We start from the raw sequence: 16,454 nt of genomic DNA on the forward strand, positions 1-16,454 counted from the left end.
TGCTCGGCCCTTGTCACTATTCGTTTCTGCTTCGCTTTCGTATATTATTTGCCACAAATTCTGCAAACGAGATCCCACATTGCATCCTAATGTTTACATCCCAGACGCGTTTCTGGAAAAAATCCAAACTATCCTTCCAGCTCACCTCAACATGGAAGACTTTATCGCATCGTGCCAAAAGCCACTGCGCAAGAGTATTCGAGTTAATACGTTGAAGATCAGCGTTGAAGCGTTTTTAGAACGAGCAGAAACAAAAGGCTGGAAGCTTTCTCCTGTGCCTTGGTGTGACACGGGGTTTTGGATTGAAGCGGACGAGTCAGTTGTACCATTAGGCAACACAGCAGAACACATGTCTGGCTTATTCTACATTCAAGAAGCCAGTTCGATGATGCCGGTATCTGCTCTGTTTATGAATGATGAATCTTACGATGCCGTGTTAGATACCGCAGCCGCTCCAGGCTCAAAAACCACTCAAATTGCAGCTTTAATGAACAACGAAGGTGTACTTGTGGCCAATGAATACGCCGCAAGTCGTGTAAAAGTACTGCACGCTAATGTGGAACGTTGTGGGGTACGTAACGCCGCACTAAGTAACTTCGATGGACGCGTTTTTGGCGGTTGGCTACCAGAACAATTTGATGCGGTTTTGCTCGACGCGCCTTGCTCTGGAGAAGGCACCGTTCGCAAAGACGAAGATGCGATGAAAAACTGGACGCAAGCTTCCGTACTCGACATCGCTGACACGCAGAAAGATCTTATTGAAAGCGCCTTCCATGCATTAAAGCCCGGTGGTGTGATGGTTTACTCAACATGTACGCTCAGTACAGAAGAAAACCAACAAGTTTGTCATCACTTGAAAGAAACCTTTGGGGATGCTGTAGAGTTTGAAAGCCTTGAGAACTTGTTTGAGAACGCAGAGGCAGCTCTAACTGAAGAAGGCTTTTTGCATATTTTCCCGCAGGTCTACGACTGTGAAGGGTTCTTTGTTGCAAGAATTCGCAAACTGGCTGCTGTTGAGGCGCCAGAAGTCAAAAAGCGCATGGGGAAATTCCCCTTTGCTAAAACTTCAAAAAAAGAATCGACAGAAATTGCTCAACAACTCCAAAGCGCGTTAGGTATTAAACTTCCAAATGACAGTTCTGTATGGCTTCGCGATAAAGATGTCTGGTTATTCCCTAATGCTTTAGAACCGATGATCGGCGAATTACGCTTCTCCCGTATGGGTATAAAGATCGCGGAAGCCCATAAAAATGGCTACCGTTGGCAACACCAAGTCGCGACTGCCCTGGCGACAGGTTCTGAAAGCAACGCCATTGAACTCAGTATTGAAGAAGCGCGCGAATGGTACATGGGGCGTGATGTTCGCCCACAAACCATTCCTGAGGGAATGAAAACAGGTAAAGGCGAAGTGCTTGTCACCTATCAAGGCGCAGTTATTGGCCTTGGCAAGTGGGTAAGCAACCGAATAAAGAATGGTCTCCCTCGCGAATTAGTACGAGATAAGAACTTATTTTAAAAGACGTAACGAACCATAAATAAATGAAAAGCCATCGTATTTGCGATGGCTTTTTAATTCGTAAGTATGAAAGCAAGTGGGCTCGCTAGCGATCCGGACACGCTGTACTAAACTAGTTGTATCAAAGTAATGCTTTGATGTGGCATTTCTCTCTATGTTCACCAACAAAATTATTGTTGGACAAGTTTAGCGCAGGCTCTGCGGAGCCGTTTCCCCTAGGCCCAAAAAAAGGAAAAGTTTGGGCCGTTTTTTTGGCTGTAGTTCCACTATACGTGAGTTTGGACTACGCTAGACGAATACCGTCTTTCTCAATGACAATTTTACCCTGCTTGTATAAGCCACCGATGGTCTTTTTATAAGTCCCTTTACTTGTGCGGAAAGCATCAAAAATCGCTTCAGGAGAAGACTTGTCATTCAAAGGCAAAAATCCGCCTTTCTTCTCTAGCAAGTCAAGGATCTTACTAGAAAGATCGTCCATTTTCGCCACACCGACTTTTTGTAGAGCAAGGTCGATTTTGCCATCTTCACGAATGTGCTTAATAAAGCCTTTCAGCTTTTTACCGATGTAAAGCTTACCAAAAACATCCGATGGGAAAATCATGCCCCAATGCTTACCATTAACGATAGCTTTATAACCAAGTTGACTACGCTCTGCGATGATCAAATCAACTTGCTCGTTAACTTCATAATTCGCTGGAGTTTTATCTAACCATTTATTGAACTTAGTCGTACCAACAATGCGACCTGACGCTTTGTCGGTATAAACATACACTAAAATGGTTTGTCCGGCAGAGAAGCGAGTGCGTTGCTCACTAAAAGGAATCAGTAAGTCCTTTTCTTTGATGCCCCAATTTACAAAAGCACCTGTCGCATTCACACCCTCAATCTTCATTAAACCCCATTCACCCACTTGGGCAATTGGTCTTTCAATGGTCGCAGCAAGTTGGCTTTCTGAATCGAAGTACAGAAATACGTCTACATGCTCACCAATTTCAGTACCCTCTGGTACATACTTACTAGGTAGTAGAACAGAACCGTAATCATCGCCATCCAGAAATACGCCAAAATCAGCCTTTTTAATGACTTCTAAGCTGTTAATTTGACCAATTTTAATCATTGATTTTGTCTCTTTTTAAATTTACGTGGAATTATACCTAAACTAACAAGAAAATCAGAGAGAAAAGCATAGTGCTCTGTTATGCTGTTGTCGTTCAGCTATATGCCCCAGTCACTCTTTTAGCACTCTTATACTTACCTGCTCAACGGAACGCATAAGTTAAGAATGCTTTAGCAAAGTCAGGAGCTTTCTTTGGTCACCGTCGATAAACAAGACTCAATAACATTAAAAATCAGTCATGCACTCGCAAAGAGCAAAAGTGTCGACCTAGATATTTACTTTTTTATACCTGGTGAGCTTGGTTTAAACGCCGATATCATCAGTGAATCCGAATTTTATTACACCTCAATCACACAGCAACGATCTTATTACAGTACTGAAATCCTTCTTCCGCTAGTACACAGTCGACTTGCCAAACGTGGACGCCTGTCGAATCAGCAATACCGAGTAAGTTTGAGTTTGTTCGCTTACCAATACGTTATCGCGCTAGACAAAGCGGTAGCAAGTTTAAACAAGCATGAGAACAACTCCGTAACGGAAGATGAAGTGGACGAAGTTATCGAGCTCACGCTTGAGATCTTAAAGCGCTTGCGGCGTTCTATTCCTTATGAAGAGAACTTAAAACGCTACTACGTTAACATCGATAACTATCTGTCTTGGTATACCGAGCAAAAGTTCCTGTCACTGGTGGCCCATCTACCACGTGAAGGCGACTATGGCACGATCAAAAAGCGTCTGATCACGCTATGTGAGAAAGAGCAAGCCCATCGTAAACTCAACAAATACAACTCATCAAGAGTCGTTGAAGACGTTACTCGCCTATCTAACAAAATGCGCTTGCTAAGGCGATTGATTGAACACCCTATCGTGCTTCGTGAAGAAACCATATCGATGGGTAACAACATTAAGCGCGCTATCAAAGGTATTGCAACCGGTTTAGTGATGGTTGTCGTGACCTCGACCGTGATTCTCGCTCGCGATTATCTGGGGGAAATTTCTGCCTCATTCATTATCGCGATGTCTTTTATTTACGCTTTACGAGAAATCTTTAAAGATGATTTACGCGATGCCATGTGGCGATGGATCCGTAAAGGAAAACCAAAATGGCGTAAGAAGTACGTTGATCCAACGACGAAAAAAGTGGTTGGCAAAAAATTGGAGTGGCTCGATTATCGTACCTTAAGTAGCTTGCCGGATAAGATTCAAAGAATACGTAAAAAACGCGTCGTTCAACGTGAAGAGCAGATTCTTCATTATCACGAGAAAACCGAAATGGCGACCTCTCTTTTCTTGAGTGGTTACGAACAAACGAGAGAAACATTGAACATCAGTTTGCGCCCTATCATCCGCTTGATGGATAAAAGCTCAAACCGAGTTTACCGTTTAAATGAAGGTCAAGTAACCAAAGAGTCAGTAGAGAAACGTCATTTGCTCAATGTGATTGTCAAAGAGGACAACCACACCGATGAGCCTGTTTATTACCGCTGGAAAGTGGTCTTAAATCGCTCCAAAATCGTCTCTATCGAGAAGATTGAACTCAATTAAGCCAACGCCTTTAAACAAACGAGCCACAAACCACTAGGCAGCCTCTTTTCTTTGTTGGGCTGCTTTTTTTATCGAAAGAGTAAGCGAAAATTCAGCCATTGGCTCGTCACCATGTAAGTTAGGACACAGCGCGACAATTTTTACGTCACGATTTACTCGTTCACCCGTTGCCAAGGTGTGCTCGAGCATCTCATCAATGACATGACCATCGTTACAAACAAAGTGCACATCGGCTTCCGGGCGCTTTAAAAACTCGGCTTTCACACCTTTAAATGCTAGCGAGATCGCTTCTCCCTTTTCTTGCGCTTTACTCATAGCAAGAAAACCACCAGCAACATCAGCGCCAACGGCTAAAGCGCCGAAATACATGCTATTCAGGTGGTTCTTCGTTCTTCTGCGCAATGGGATACGAACCTCAACATGCTTGCTATCTATCGCAATGATTTTAGGGTGGCAAAGCCAAATCAGCGGCACTTTCGAAAAGCCAAACAGATTTAGATACAAATTCGCACGACGTAGAGCTGATAACATTTTGGTCTCCTTACCAATCTAGTCAGACCAGTTAATCAACGAAAGAAATAGATGTCAAAGAAATGTTAACAAAAGCTCGATCTCACGAGTTATTTAACCCTCATGAAGTGACGGCGTCACCCGTGAGGTATGAAGTTTATCGCAGTTACTTAGATTACCTTACAGCGAGATAGATAAAATGGTTATAAATTCAAATGTATATATATTGATTTAATGATCAAGTTTTGTCATTTATACATAAGTCATTTAAATGAATACCTACACCTTTGTATACAATTCGGTATTTCCTGGCGAAGATTCCCGTGAAACGGTTTATTCCTGCCTGTAATTCCGTTATCTTTACCCCTTCGCAATAGAGAATAAAGCTATAACATGCCTATAAAAACAGATGAATTGAGAACCCAGCCTTTGGGTCCAATGCCTACCCCAGCAGAGCTAGGTAGTGTACATCCTATTACGGATGACGTTGCAGACCGTATCGCTCAATCTCGTCGTCAGATTGAAAACATTTTATCGGGTGAAGACGATCGCCTTCTTGCGATTGTAGGTCCGTGTTCTGTTCACGACACTGAAGCTGCCATTGATTACGCCACTCGCCTGAGTGAAATCCAAGACAAGTACAAAGACGAACTGTTTATCGTGATGCGTACTTACTTTGAAAAGCCTCGTACAGTAGTTGGTTGGAAAGGTTTGATTACGGACCCTAACCTAGATGGTTCTTACGCACTTGAAGCTGGTCTTCATAAAGCTCGTAAACTACTACTGGATATCAACAAGCTTGGTCTTGCGACTGCTACTGAGTTTCTTGATATGATCACTGGCCAATACATCGCGGATTTGATCACTTGGGGCGCGATTGGTGCTCGCACAACGGAATCACAAATTCACCGTGAAATGGCGTCGGCACTATCTTGCCCAGTTGGTTTCAAAAATGGCACAAATGGCAACGTAAAAATTGCAATTGATGCAATTCGCGCATCGAAAGCATCGCATTACTTCTACTCGCCAGATAAGAACGGTCGAATGACGGTTTACCGCACAAGTGGCAACCCTTACGGTCATATTATTCTGCGCGGTGGAGAAAAAGGCCCTAACTTTGATGAAGCATCAGTCAAACAAGCATGTGATGCTTTAGCTGAGTTTGGATTGCCACAACGTTTGGTTGTGGATTTCAGCCATGCAAACTGTCAGAAGCAACACAGAAAACAAATCGACGTAGCTCAAGACATTTGTAACCAAATTAAGTCAGGCAGCACTCGTATTGCGGGTATCATGGCAGAAAGCTTTATTCTTGAAGGCAATCAGCCAATGACTGACATCAATAACCTAACGTATGGTCAGTCTATTACAGATCCATGCCTAGGTTGGGAAGACACTGCTACAATGCTAGATATGCTGGCAAGCGCTGTTAAGTCCCGAAAGTCCCTATAACAAAATAATCAAGGAATCTTCATGCCATCGTTTGATATTGTTTCTGAAATCGATACGGTTGAACTACGTAACGCCGTTGATAATGCTAACCGTGAATTGTCTACTCGTTTCGATTTCCGCAACGTAAATGCGAGCTTTGAGCTAGTAGAAGAAAACGTAAAAATGTCTGCGGAAGGTGACTTCCAACTTAAGCAAATGCGCGACATTTTACGCGGCCACTTAGCGAAGCGTAACATTGACGCGAACGCAATGGATGCACAAGACCCAGACGTTACTGGTAAAAACTGGCACCAAACTCTGCTTTTCCGCCAAGGTATTGATACTCCAACGGCGAAAAAAGTAGTGAAACTTATCAAAGACGCAAAGTTAAAAGTACAAGCTTCTATTCAAGGCGACAAAGTACGTGTTACCGGTAAGAAACGCGACGACCTGCAAGCGACAATGGCAGCGATTCGTGAAGCAGAGATGGGTATCCCATTCCAGTTTAACAACTTCCGTGATTAATCAATCTGAGAAGTAAATAAAAACGCCAGCGCATAATCCGCTGGCGTTTTTTATTGGCTTTAGTGTAACGAACTACGTATCCACTTTAGCATTTGGCATTGCTAGATAACTAAGTCCTGTCCTTGCAGCAATACGAATTCGCTCGTTCCTTGTGGTATGAACACGCAAATTCGAAGCTTTTCAGCTTTAGCCTTGGCCAGCATATCCGAAAGCTCAGCAGCGCTCGAGAAAGCTTCTCTTTCTGCATCTCTTCGTATTAGTTCTAACACATTCGCTTCACATCGAGTTGAGTACAGAGCCAGCTCCGCTTGTTGCATATAGCGTACGGCTTTTATTGGCAACATCTCAACATCTTTCCCAACATGAACCCAAGTACAACTTCCCTTTTCATCTAAAGGTGTTGCCATGGTCGCTTGGTAAATTGCTTCTAACTCACGATTATCTCGCGCGTTTTCCACCTCGGGGTTCGAGAAGAATTGCTCCCAAAACTTGCGGCGTAAATCGACACTAGGCAGCGCCTCTTTAATTGAGTTTCGCTTTGAGTTAGCAAAGTCCGCCATCAACCCCATGTTTTGTGGCAGTATCGATTCAAGTTTTTCACGGATGTTTCGAATTAAAACTGGCGAAGCTCCACCACTAGAGATTGCGATTTGGATGCGGCCACGATTAATCATAGACGGCGTGATGAAATCACAATAAGGCTTATCATCCACAACGTTAACCAAGATGCCTAGCTCTTTGGCATCTTTGTACACTTGGTGATTTAGCTCAGGATTGTCTGTCGTCGCCCACACTTGAACAAAGTTTTTAGTGACAATGTCACTCGAATAGAAACGTTGTACCCAGCGCAGTTGATGCTCAGAAGCAAGCTTAGACAGAAAATCAACCAACGTCGGAGAAACGATAGTCACATCCGCCCCAGCCTTTAGCAACGCTTCCACCTTTCGGCTTGCCACCTCACCGCCACCCACGACGAGAACGGGTTTATTAATTAAATCTAAGAACAGAGGAAAATATCGCATTTCAATCCATGATTACTCTAATTAGCTGTTGTAGACCATGCTACCAAAAATGGGGCAAGCTCATCACCCTGTTTCGGTATCACAAATAATTTTTGTTTGAATTTTTACTGAACTTCACCTTGCCCAGCTAATGACAGTTTTAATAACAACTTTTTATTCTTTTGTATTGTTCACTCTTCTATTGATTGTTCTGATGCACCAAATTGTCCATGAATTGCACTATTTACAAACAATTAACATTTCGTCATTCTAAATCTCAAGGCACTTTGTAAGTTCTCTCAAAACTTCATTTAAATTATATATTTGAGAATTAACAGATCCTTTCCTACGCTTATAACTGGTTGATCTATCGAATGCCGTTTCTTCGAAAATCAATCACGTAGGACGATAACTCTAACGAATTGGACACGTTATTTCAGGTCACTCCTGATTAAACATGGATCATACAGGAAGGATACAAATGGCAAATAAACTCACAGTTCTTGCTTCCGTCGTAGCGGCTTCTACTGCGATGATGGCAACATCAGCTCAAGCAGCAGACACTACTCTGGACAAAGTCACAAAACAAGGCTTTCTTACTTGTGGCGTAAGTACCGGTCTACCTGGTTTCTCTAACCCTAACTCAAAAGGCGAATGGGAAGGTATCGACGTAGAATATTGCCAAGCACTGGCTGCAGCCGTTCTTGGGGATAAAACGAAAGTTAAATATGTACCCCTAACCGCAAAAGAACGTTTCACTGCGCTTCAATCTGGTGAGATTGATGTGCTTTCCCGTAACACGACCTGGACTCTCCACCGTGACACTGCACTGGGCCTAAACTTCGTAGGTGTGAACTACTACGACGGTCAAGGCTTTATGGTGAAGAAGGAACTTGGTATATCAAGTGCTAAAGAGCTTGATGGTGCGTCGGTATGTGTTCAATCAGGTACAACAACCGAGCTAAACCTTGCAGATTATTTCCGCAACCAAGGCATGGCGTACAAACCAGTGGTATTCGACACAGCGGCGCAAACTTCGAAAGGTTTTGATGCGGGACGCTGTGACGTACTAACAACTGACCAATCTGGCCTTTATGCACTACGTTTGAATTTGAAAGATCCGTCCTCTGCGGCCGTTCTTCCAGAAATCATCTCTAAAGAGCCACTAGGTCCAGTCGTTCGTCAAGGCGATGATCAATGGTTTAACATCGCTAAGTGGACATTGTCTGCGATGATTAACGCTGAAGAATACGGTATTAGTTCGAAGAATGCGGATGAAATGCTGAAGTCAACAGATCCAAACATCAAACGTATCCTTGGTGTTGATGGCCCTAAAGGCAAAGGGTTGGGTATCCGCGACGATTGGGGCTACCAGGTTATCAAACAAGTTGGTAACTATGGTGAAAGCTTCGAACGTACAGTCGGTACTGGTTCGCCGTTAGAAATCTCTCGTGGCGTTAATGCGCTATGGAATGCAGGCGGCTTTATGTACGCGCCACCAATCCGATAGAAAGAGTTAATCAGGGCGGTTCATGCCGCCCTTTTTCTTGATTATATCTCACTGTATGAGTAAGGATCGCTCATTGGATGGCGAAAAGCGCTCGCTTGGTGGAACGGCTTTAAAGGTTCGTACGTCACCAGACATGGAGCGTTATTCTTTAGCCAGCAAGGACGAAACTTCTTTATACAGGCCGATATCTATAACTAAGGTTTGAGGTTATCGCTGTATGAAACCGACACAAGATGCATCGCCAAGTACGATGTCCAAACCAAGCGGAAGCAAGAGCCTGATTTATAATCCTGCCTTTCGTTCTGCTATTTTCCAGATCATTGCCATTGCTGCACTGGTATTTTTCTTTTACACGATTGTAAACAACGCTCTCAATAACTTAGATGCTCGTGGTATTGCAACGGGCTTCGGTTTTCTGAATCAAGAAGCCGGGTTTGGTATTGGGTTAACACTAATTGAATACGATGAAACGTACTCTTACGGTAGAACATTTATCATCGGCCTTCTTAATACGGCGTTAGTCTCCGTATTAGGTATTATTCTGGCTACTGTGATTGGCTTTACCATGGGGGTTGCCCGCCTTTCTTCTAACTGGTTAGTTAGTCGTTTAGCGGCAGTTTATATCGAAACTTTCCGAAATATCCCCCTTCTTCTGCAAATATTCTTCTGGTATTTCGCTGTTCTTCAAGCATTACCCTCACCACGCCAAAGCTTAAGTCTTGGTGAAGCTATTTTCCTGAACGTTCGTGGCTTATATTTCCCTGCACCGACTATGGAACCCGGCAGTAGCTACGTTATTGCCGCGTTAATCTTCGGGGTAATCGCAAGCTTATTAATTAATGTATGGGCGAATAATAAGCAACGTCTCACTGGGCAACAAACCCCAATGGGAAGAATAGCTTTGGGTTTAGTTGTTGGCCTTCCATTGGTTGTGTACTTCCTTGCTGGTATGCCAATTTCACTGAATTATCCTGAACTAAAAGGGTTTAACTTCCGAGGTGGTATTAGCATTATTCCTGAATTGGCTGCGCTACTTTTGGCATTGAGTGTTTATACAGCTTCTTTCATTGCTGAGATTGTTCGCTCTGGTATTAATGCGGTTAGTCATGGTCAAACCGAAGCAGCGATGTCGCTAGGCTTACCACGCTCGAAAACTTTAAAGCTTGTTGTCATTCCTCAAGCGTTACGAATTATTATTCCACCTTTAACCAGTCAATATCTCAACCTCACCAAAAACTCATCGTTAGCGATGGCGATTGGTTACCCAGATCTTGTCTCTGTGTTTGCTGGTACTACCCTGAACCAAACGGGACAAGCGATTGAGATCATTGCGATGACGATGGGCGTGTACTTGACATTAAGTCTGATTACGTCTGCATTAATGAACTTGTATAACCGTAAAGTCGCGCTGGTGGAGAGATAATATGAGTACTCATCAATTTCAACCGGATCTCCCACCACCCGCCAATACTGTAGGCTTCGTTGGTTGGATGCGGAAAAATCTATTTAATGGCCCTATCAATTCCATTGTTACTGTCATTCTTGCGTATATTGTCGTAACTGCAATATGGTATATCGTGGATTGGGCGTTTATTAACGCAGACTGGATTGGCTCAACGCGTGACGACTGTAGCCGAGATGGTGCTTGCTGGGTATTTATCAGCGTGCGCTGGGAGCAGTTCATGTATGGTTTTTATCCAGAGTCCGAACTATGGCGCCCTCGCCTTTTCTATATCACATTAGCCATATTTACCGTTTTACTCGCGTATGAGAAGACACCGAAACGGACGTGGATTTGGCTTTTCTTCGTAAACATCTATCCATTCATCATCGCTGGGCTTTTATACGGGGGTGTCTTTGGACTAGAAGTGGTCGATACACACAAATGGGGTGGATTACTCGTTACGCTCATTATTGCGTTAGTTGGTATCGTAGTTTCACTGCCAATTGGTGTGGTGCTTGCGCTTGGTAGACGTTCAGAGATGCCGATCATTCGCAGCATTTGTACCGTCTACATTGAAGTTTGGCGTGGCGTTCCGCTTATTACGGTTTTGTTCATGGCTTCGGTTATGCTTCCATTGTTTATGTCTGAAGGTTCAGAGACAGATAAACTGATTCGCGCCCTTATCGGTGTGGTTATGTTTGCCTCCGCTTACATGGCAGAAGTGGTACGCGGTGGTCTACAAGCCATTCCGAAAGGTCAATATGAAGCCGCTGATGCGCTTGGGTTAAGTTACTGGAAAAAGACTGGGCTTATTATCTTGCCACAGGCGCTAAAGATTACTATTCCTTCTATCGTGAACACCTTTATCGGTTTGTTTAAAGACACCAGTTTAGTACTCATCATTGGCATGTTTGACGTACTCGGTATAGGACAAGCAGCAAATACCGACCCTGAATGGTTAGGTTTTGCTACTGAAAGTTATGTATTTGTCGCGTTAGTGTTTTGGGTATTTTGTTTTGGCATGTCACGCTATTCGATATGGCTTGAAAACAAACTTCATACCGGTCACAAACGATAACTCATCAAGATCAAGGACGTATTATGACGCAACAACAAGATTACATGATCCAATTGAAGGACATGAATAAATGGTATGGTGAGTTTCACGTACTAAAAAATATTAACCTCGACGTTAAGCGCGGCGAGAAAATCGTTATCTGTGGCCCATCTGGGTCGGGAAAATCAACGATGATTCGCTGTATTAACCGCCTTGAAGAACACCAAGCAGGCAGCATTTACGTCTCTGGTACGGAATTAACTGAAGACTTAAAGAACATTGAAGCAGTACGCCGAGAAGTGGGCATGTGCTTTCAACACTTTAATCTCTTCCCTCATTTAACCGTACTGGAAAACTGTACGCTCGCGCCTATCTGGGTGAAGAAGATGCCAAAAGATGAGGCAGAAGCAGTTGCGATGAAATATCTGGAACGTGTAAAAATTCCAGACCAAGCGGAGAAGTATCCCGGTCAGCTGTCTGGTGGCCAGCAACAACGTGTGGCGATTGCTCGCTCTTTGTGTATGAACCCTAAAGTCATGCTTTTTGATGAGCCAACATCTGCACTCGACCCGGAAATGGTTCGCGAAGTACTGGATGTAATGGTCGAACTCGCCGAGGAAGGCATGACTATGCTATGTGTGACACATGAAATGGGCTTTGCTAAAGAAGTTGCCGATCGCGTGATATTCATGGACGCAGGAGAGATCATCGAAGAAAACAACCCGGTCGACTTCTTTGAGAATCCTCAATCGGATAGGACCCAAAACTTCCTAGCGCAAATCTTACACCACTAAGATTTAGCCGAATCGACATAAAAAAGCACTGGTTTCTATGAAGCCAGTGCTTTTTGTTACTAAATTCAAAAATCTGTGTAAGAATCAACATAGCTATGCTAGGCAGTAATATTGTGTTACAAGTTGCCAAATACATAACATCTTATTTCTATTATTATTTTATCTAAGTTACGTATGGTTAGGGCTTGATTTTTTGAACTTTCAATCCCATAAATGTACTTAAAAGAAAGTCTCTTATCGAGGAAGATTATGAACAGTCCAATGTTTACCCGCACTTCAACTCAAGAAAGTGCTCTACAAACGAACAAAGTATTGCGTAATACTTACGCTCTACTTTCAATGACACTTTTATGGTCGGCAGTCGTTGCTGGCGTTGCAATGGCATTTAACCTTCCACATCCAGGTATCATCCTAATGCTGGTTGGTTTCTACGGCCTATTATTCTTAACAGAGAAAAACCGTAACAACAGTCTTGGCCTTGTGTTTACGTTCCTATTTACTGGCTTCTTGGGTTACACCGTTGGCCCTATTCTAAACATGTACATAGGTGCAGGCATGGGCGATATCGTATTAACCGCACTCGGTGGTACGGCACTATCTTTCATGGCAGCATCGGCATACGCACTAACAACGAAACGTGACCTATCGATGATGGGTGGCTTAATGCTATCACTATTTGTTGTGCTGGTTGTGGGCATGATTGCAAGCTTCTTTATTCAATCAACCCTCTTACACTTGGCGTTGAGCAGCTTGTTTATCATTTTCTCTACTATGGCGATCCTGATGACAACACAAAGCATTATTCGTGGCGGTGAAACAAACTACATCTCTGCGACAGTAACTTTGTATGTATCAATCTACAACATCTTCATCAGCCTACTAAGCATTCTAGGTATTATGAACGACGATTAATCGTTTCTCGTTAAGTAGAATAAAAAAGCCCGAAGGTAATTCCTTCGGGCTTTTTCTTTGTGTGCAATTCAGTGTATTACGCCTGCTCTACTGACAACTCGATAACTTCGTCAGCTTCTGGATTTTCTCTAAAGCGTCTCACTTTGATCGTTTCCTCTCCTAACATGATTTGCTTGGCGATTCGGTGCATACCGTCAAAAACACGATAGTCACTGGTTAAGATTACCGGATACGACAAATCAGCATTGTTGATTCGTCGGCAATGTTTTGCAATTTCACGGCAGGTTGGCTGTGGCCCTTCATGACTAAACCAAGTCACTTCATTTGGGCCTTTTATATCATCAATCGCAATTTCTTCTACAGGTAAGGATTCTGCAAGTTGCCAAATTCGCTCGATGGACCAAGTGGATTTTACATTGTCATTAATCTCAATGTAACGTTGTTTCGACATGACTAACTCCTTGTCATCATTGTTGTTTCTAACCTGAATACAGGCTTTTCATCAATCAAAGAGAATATCGGTCTATGAAAACAAACACAACGTTGTCAGCTATTCATTCACCCATAAAATCCCATAATCAGACAAGTAGCCAAGAAAAAACCAAAACAAAAATGAATAAGCCTGAATATCCATGCAATTTCGTTGGTACTCACACCGTAAAATTTCTAACAAACTGAATAGTTTCTTATTTATTTGAATAAAAGAGCATTTATATCAAAGTGCCTAGCTCAGTCAAAAACACTCACCATTTTGTACGCTTTTGCTTCGCTCGATACGACTTCGAGATTCTTTTGTTGAGAACATTCTCGGCTGTCGCTAATCTATAAACATCCATGTTTACTTAACGGATAAAACGTTATGTTCGTTTACAACGGCAAAGAAATTGAAACGGATGCTCAAGGCTACTTATTGGATCATACTCAATGGGAAGAAGGTATGATTGAGCTTTTAGCAAAAGAAGAAGACATCGAGCTTACGGATGCTCATTTGGAAGTTGTGCATTTTGTGCGAGACTTTTATGAAGAGTTTAATACCTCCCCTGCAGTGCGTATGCTTGTGAAAGCGATGGAAAAAGCGCACGGCCCAGAAAAAGGTAACAGTAAGTATCTATTCAAGCTGTTTAAAAAGGGGCCAGCCAAACAAGCAACCAAATTAGCCGGCCTACCAAAGCCAGCTAAATGCTTGTAGATTCATAAAATTTTAAAACCGCGTAACGGCTTATACGACGCAGGTTCCTGCATCACATGCTCTACTGTTGCCGTTCGCGGTCCTTCTTGTAACCATTCCGAAAACGCAACTATTTGCGCGTCTGTTCCACACGCCATCACTTCAACATCGCCATTGTTTAGGTTCTTCGCATAACCTGTTAACCCTAGCTTCAATCCTTGATGGGAAGTATGGTAACGAAAGCCGACGCCTTGAACGTGACCTTTTACTATAAATCTCTCACACTTTACGTTCATCTTTGTACCGCTTCTTTTTACTGAGTGATATATTCTTTTCGTCTATTCACCCCACTAAGGATAGTGGGTTTTTGCACGGTTATTATAATTATGAAAGAAATTCCATTCCGCTGGATTGATAAGTATCTCATTCACTTAAAGATTCAAGAAAAGTTCTATTTGCTCTTCGTTCTCCCTCTTCTTGCTTTAGTCATTCTCACTCTCGTCCTTAATAGCGCGGCTAATACACTGATCTCAAGTATGTACCAAGAAGAGCTCATGCTTATGAAAGGTCTGATAGAGGCAGGCAACCTTTCTCAATCTCAAGTAGCAAGCCTCATCGCTGGTTCAGAAACCGTTTCTATTGGCTCTGGTTCGCAATCCGTGTCTGTTTTAAATGGTACGTACAGTTTGGTTGCGAACCATGAACTTTCTTTATGGGCTGCCCTATCAACGACTCAAGTAAGCATTATCTGTGTGAGCTTGTTTATTCTCGCTCTTGGCGTTTACTACATCATGACGTTTATTGGCGGCGCGATGTTCACGATGAACAAAGCATTAAACACTCTTGCGGGTGGCGACTTAACTGCGAGAATGAACTTCTTCCCTGTTCGCGACGAGTTTAGTGAAATTGCTATTACGATAGACAAAGTTGCAGAACGAGAGCAACAAATGGTGCTGTCGATTCAAGAGTCTGTGGCGTTAATGCAACAAATTAGCTCAGACCTGAATCAATCGATTCATCACAGTTCAGATATTTCAGCGACTCAGCAGGAACACCTCAACTCTCTTGCGAGTGCAACTGAACAGATGGCATCAACGATTCGAGAAGTCGCGACACTAGCTCACGATTCAAGCACGCAAACCGATGATGCGCGAAACGTGGCTCAGTCTGGACAAGTGAAAGTTGAGAATACGCTTCACTCGATTTCGAACCTTTCTAATGAGATTCAATCTGCGTCTCAAGCCGTTGCCGAGTTAGATGCCAATGCAGCACAAATTGATGAAGTCGTGACAACCATCAATGGGATCTCCGAGCAAACCAACCTACTTGCTCTGAACGCGGCTATTGAAGCTGCACGTGCTGGAGAACAAGGTCGTGGATTTGCGGTCGTTGCGGATGAGGTTCGCGCTCTTGCGGGACGCACTCAGCAAGCGACAGTTGAAATCCAAACGATGATTGAATCATTACAGCGTAACAGCCAGTCGCTTACTAAGCTGATGGAAGTGACAGTTAATAATGCAAATGAGGGACAAAACCTCATGACGGAAGTGAATCACGAAATCGGCTCTTTGGCAGATAAAAATCAAACTATCTCCGACAGTAGCATTCAAATTGCAACAGCAGCTGAAGAGCAAGGTGTAGTCGCGGACAATATCGCCTCAAGCGTTGAAGAGATTCGAGTTCAAGCAGATAACGTGTGCAATATGATAAGCACGACTTCACAAAACGTTGATCAACTGCGTAAGCAAAGCGACACCATGGAAACACTACTTACTGGACTTAAAGCATAGCAACGGAATCTGTTACAGCAAATTCAAATAAAAGGGTCACTTTAGTGACCTTTTTTGTATTTAAAAGTCACTACAATGTACTGGATTGCCGAGGGATATTGCTTTTACCATTCACATCCCGGACAATACGCCCC

16 protein-coding genes are annotated in these 16,454 nt (G+C 43.1%); 11 read left to right on the forward strand and 5 right to left on the reverse strand.

All coding sequences use genetic code 11. The annotated features are described in order from the left end of the window. The first annotated feature begins 79 nt into the window (after window positions 1-79). Complete coding sequence (gene rsmF, locus R7070_RS14790; RefSeq protein WP_047102329.1) at window positions 80-1,516, forward strand: 16S rRNA (cytosine(1407)-C(5))-methyltransferase RsmF; 1,437 nt, start codon at window positions 80-82, stop codon at window positions 1,514-1,516. Window positions 1,517-1,799: 283 nt separating this feature from the next. Here the strand turns inward: rsmF and R7070_RS14795 are convergent, their stop codons facing one another. Beyond that, on the reverse strand, window positions 1,800-2,633 hold the full coding sequence (locus R7070_RS14795; protein ID WP_017633794.1) for a S1 RNA-binding domain-containing protein: 834 nt from the start codon (window positions 2,631-2,633) through the stop codon (window positions 1,800-1,802). Window positions 2,634-2,825: 192 nt separating this feature from the next. Here R7070_RS14795 and R7070_RS14800 point away from each other — a divergent pair, with 192 nt between their 5' ends. After that, window positions 2,826-4,178, forward strand: coding sequence for a hypothetical protein (locus R7070_RS14800; protein WP_005377421.1), 1,353 nt, complete (start codon window positions 2,826-2,828; stop codon window positions 4,176-4,178). A gap of 33 nt (window positions 4,179-4,211) precedes the next feature. Here the strand turns inward: R7070_RS14800 and R7070_RS14805 are convergent, their stop codons facing one another. Beyond that, entirely contained in the window at window positions 4,212-4,709 is a 498-nt protein-coding gene (locus tag R7070_RS14805; protein ID WP_005377418.1) for a DUF4442 domain-containing protein, read from the reverse strand. Between the two features lie 372 nt (window positions 4,710-5,081). Here R7070_RS14805 and R7070_RS14810 point away from each other — a divergent pair, with 372 nt between their 5' ends. Further along, a complete protein-coding gene (locus R7070_RS14810) occupies window positions 5,082-6,140 on the forward strand; it encodes a 3-deoxy-7-phosphoheptulonate synthase (protein ID WP_005390197.1) in 1,059 nt (352 codons plus the stop codon). Window positions 6,141-6,161: 21 nt separating this feature from the next. Then, window positions 6,162-6,644: a YajQ family cyclic di-GMP-binding protein gene (locus R7070_RS14815; RefSeq protein ID WP_005377415.1), complete on the forward strand. Its 483-nt coding sequence runs from the start codon at window positions 6,162-6,164 to the stop codon at window positions 6,642-6,644. A 101-nt stretch (window positions 6,645-6,745) separates the two neighbouring features. Here the strand turns inward: R7070_RS14815 and R7070_RS14820 are convergent, their stop codons facing one another. Next, window positions 6,746-7,666: a bifunctional precorrin-2 dehydrogenase/sirohydrochlorin ferrochelatase gene (locus R7070_RS14820; RefSeq protein ID WP_005377406.1), complete on the reverse strand. Its 921-nt coding sequence runs from the start codon at window positions 7,664-7,666 to the stop codon at window positions 6,746-6,748. Window positions 7,667-8,126: 460 nt separating this feature from the next. Here R7070_RS14820 and R7070_RS14825 point away from each other — a divergent pair, with 460 nt between their 5' ends. The 5 genes from R7070_RS14825 to R7070_RS14845 all read left to right on the forward strand — a co-directional run bounded on the left by R7070_RS14825 (window position 8,127) and on the right by R7070_RS14845 (window position 13,362). Beyond that, complete coding sequence (locus tag R7070_RS14825; protein ID WP_005377403.1) at window positions 8,127-9,155, forward strand: amino acid ABC transporter substrate-binding protein; 1,029 nt, start codon at window positions 8,127-8,129, stop codon at window positions 9,153-9,155. Window positions 9,156-9,372: 217 nt separating this feature from the next. Then, complete coding sequence (locus R7070_RS14830) at window positions 9,373-10,578, forward strand: amino acid ABC transporter permease (protein ID WP_239945481.1); 1,206 nt, start codon at window positions 9,373-9,375, stop codon at window positions 10,576-10,578. 1 nt (window position 10,579) lies between these two features. Beyond that, window positions 10,580-11,677, forward strand: a complete 1,098-nt coding sequence (locus R7070_RS14835; protein WP_256900545.1) for an amino acid ABC transporter permease — start codon at window positions 10,580-10,582, stop codon at window positions 11,675-11,677. 23 nt (window positions 11,678-11,700) lie between these two features. Next, window positions 11,701-12,450, forward strand: coding sequence for an amino acid ABC transporter ATP-binding protein (locus R7070_RS14840; RefSeq protein ID WP_005377400.1), 750 nt, complete (start codon window positions 11,701-11,703; stop codon window positions 12,448-12,450). Window positions 12,451-12,699: 249 nt separating this feature from the next. After that, complete coding sequence (locus R7070_RS14845; RefSeq protein WP_025766607.1) at window positions 12,700-13,362, forward strand: Bax inhibitor-1/YccA family protein; 663 nt, start codon at window positions 12,700-12,702, stop codon at window positions 13,360-13,362. Between the two features lie 76 nt (window positions 13,363-13,438). Here the strand turns inward: R7070_RS14845 and R7070_RS14850 are convergent, their stop codons facing one another. Beyond that, window positions 13,439-13,813 (reverse strand): chromosome partitioning protein ParB, encoded by a 375-nt coding sequence (locus tag R7070_RS14850; RefSeq protein ID WP_025766606.1) that lies wholly within the window; start codon window positions 13,811-13,813, stop codon window positions 13,439-13,441. A gap of 408 nt (window positions 13,814-14,221) precedes the next feature. Here R7070_RS14850 and R7070_RS14855 point away from each other — a divergent pair, with 408 nt between their 5' ends. Beyond that, a complete protein-coding gene (locus R7070_RS14855) occupies window positions 14,222-14,551 on the forward strand; it encodes a TusE/DsrC/DsvC family sulfur relay protein (protein WP_005377396.1) in 330 nt (109 codons plus the stop codon). A gap of 2 nt (window positions 14,552-14,553) precedes the next feature. Here the strand turns inward: R7070_RS14855 and yccX are convergent, their stop codons facing one another. Further along, entirely contained in the window at window positions 14,554-14,826 is a 273-nt protein-coding gene (yccX, locus tag R7070_RS14860) for an acylphosphatase (RefSeq protein WP_017634611.1), read from the reverse strand. Between the two features lie 90 nt (window positions 14,827-14,916). Between yccX and R7070_RS14865 the strand changes: the two genes are divergently transcribed. Then, window positions 14,917-16,320, forward strand: a complete 1,404-nt coding sequence (locus tag R7070_RS14865) for a methyl-accepting chemotaxis protein (RefSeq protein WP_054730265.1) — start codon at window positions 14,917-14,919, stop codon at window positions 16,318-16,320. Window positions 16,321-16,454 lie beyond the last annotated feature (134 nt).

Source organism: Vibrio sp. 1557, from assembly GCF_033340175.1.
In the GTDB taxonomy this organism is placed as follows: domain Bacteria; phylum Pseudomonadota; class Gammaproteobacteria; order Enterobacterales; family Vibrionaceae; genus Vibrio; species Vibrio alginolyticus.

Coding starts and splice junctions, on each gene's coding strand:
- R7070_RS14795 (WP_017633794.1), bottom strand. CDS start 2,633: ATGATTAAAATTGGTCAAATTAACAGCTTAGAAGTCATTAAAAAGGCT.
- R7070_RS14805 (WP_005377418.1), bottom strand. CDS start 4,709: ATGTTATCAGCTCTACGTCGTGCGAATTTGTATCTAAATCTGTTTGGC.
- R7070_RS14810 (WP_005390197.1), top strand. CDS start 5,082: ATGCCTATAAAAACAGATGAATTGAGAACCCAGCCTTTGGGTCCAATG.
- R7070_RS14815 (WP_005377415.1), top strand. CDS start 6,162: ATGCCATCGTTTGATATTGTTTCTGAAATCGATACGGTTGAACTACGT.
- R7070_RS14820 (WP_005377406.1), bottom strand. CDS start 7,666: ATGCGATATTTTCCTCTGTTCTTAGATTTAATTAATAAACCCGTTCTC.
- R7070_RS14825 (WP_005377403.1), top strand. CDS start 8,127: ATGGCAAATAAACTCACAGTTCTTGCTTCCGTCGTAGCGGCTTCTACT.
- R7070_RS14830 (WP_239945481.1), top strand. CDS start 9,373: ATGAAACCGACACAAGATGCATCGCCAAGTACGATGTCCAAACCAAGC.
- R7070_RS14835 (WP_256900545.1), top strand. CDS start 10,580: ATGAGTACTCATCAATTTCAACCGGATCTCCCACCACCCGCCAATACT.
- R7070_RS14840 (WP_005377400.1), top strand. CDS start 11,701: ATGACGCAACAACAAGATTACATGATCCAATTGAAGGACATGAATAAA.
- R7070_RS14845 (WP_025766607.1), top strand. CDS start 12,700: ATGAACAGTCCAATGTTTACCCGCACTTCAACTCAAGAAAGTGCTCTA.
- R7070_RS14850 (WP_025766606.1), bottom strand. CDS start 13,813: ATGTCGAAACAACGTTACATTGAGATTAATGACAATGTAAAATCCACT.
- R7070_RS14855 (WP_005377396.1), top strand. CDS start 14,222: ATGTTCGTTTACAACGGCAAAGAAATTGAAACGGATGCTCAAGGCTAC.
- yccX (WP_017634611.1), bottom strand. CDS start 14,826: ATGAACGTAAAGTGTGAGAGATTTATAGTAAAAGGTCACGTTCAAGGC.
- R7070_RS14865 (WP_054730265.1), top strand. CDS start 14,917: ATGAAAGAAATTCCATTCCGCTGGATTGATAAGTATCTCATTCACTTA.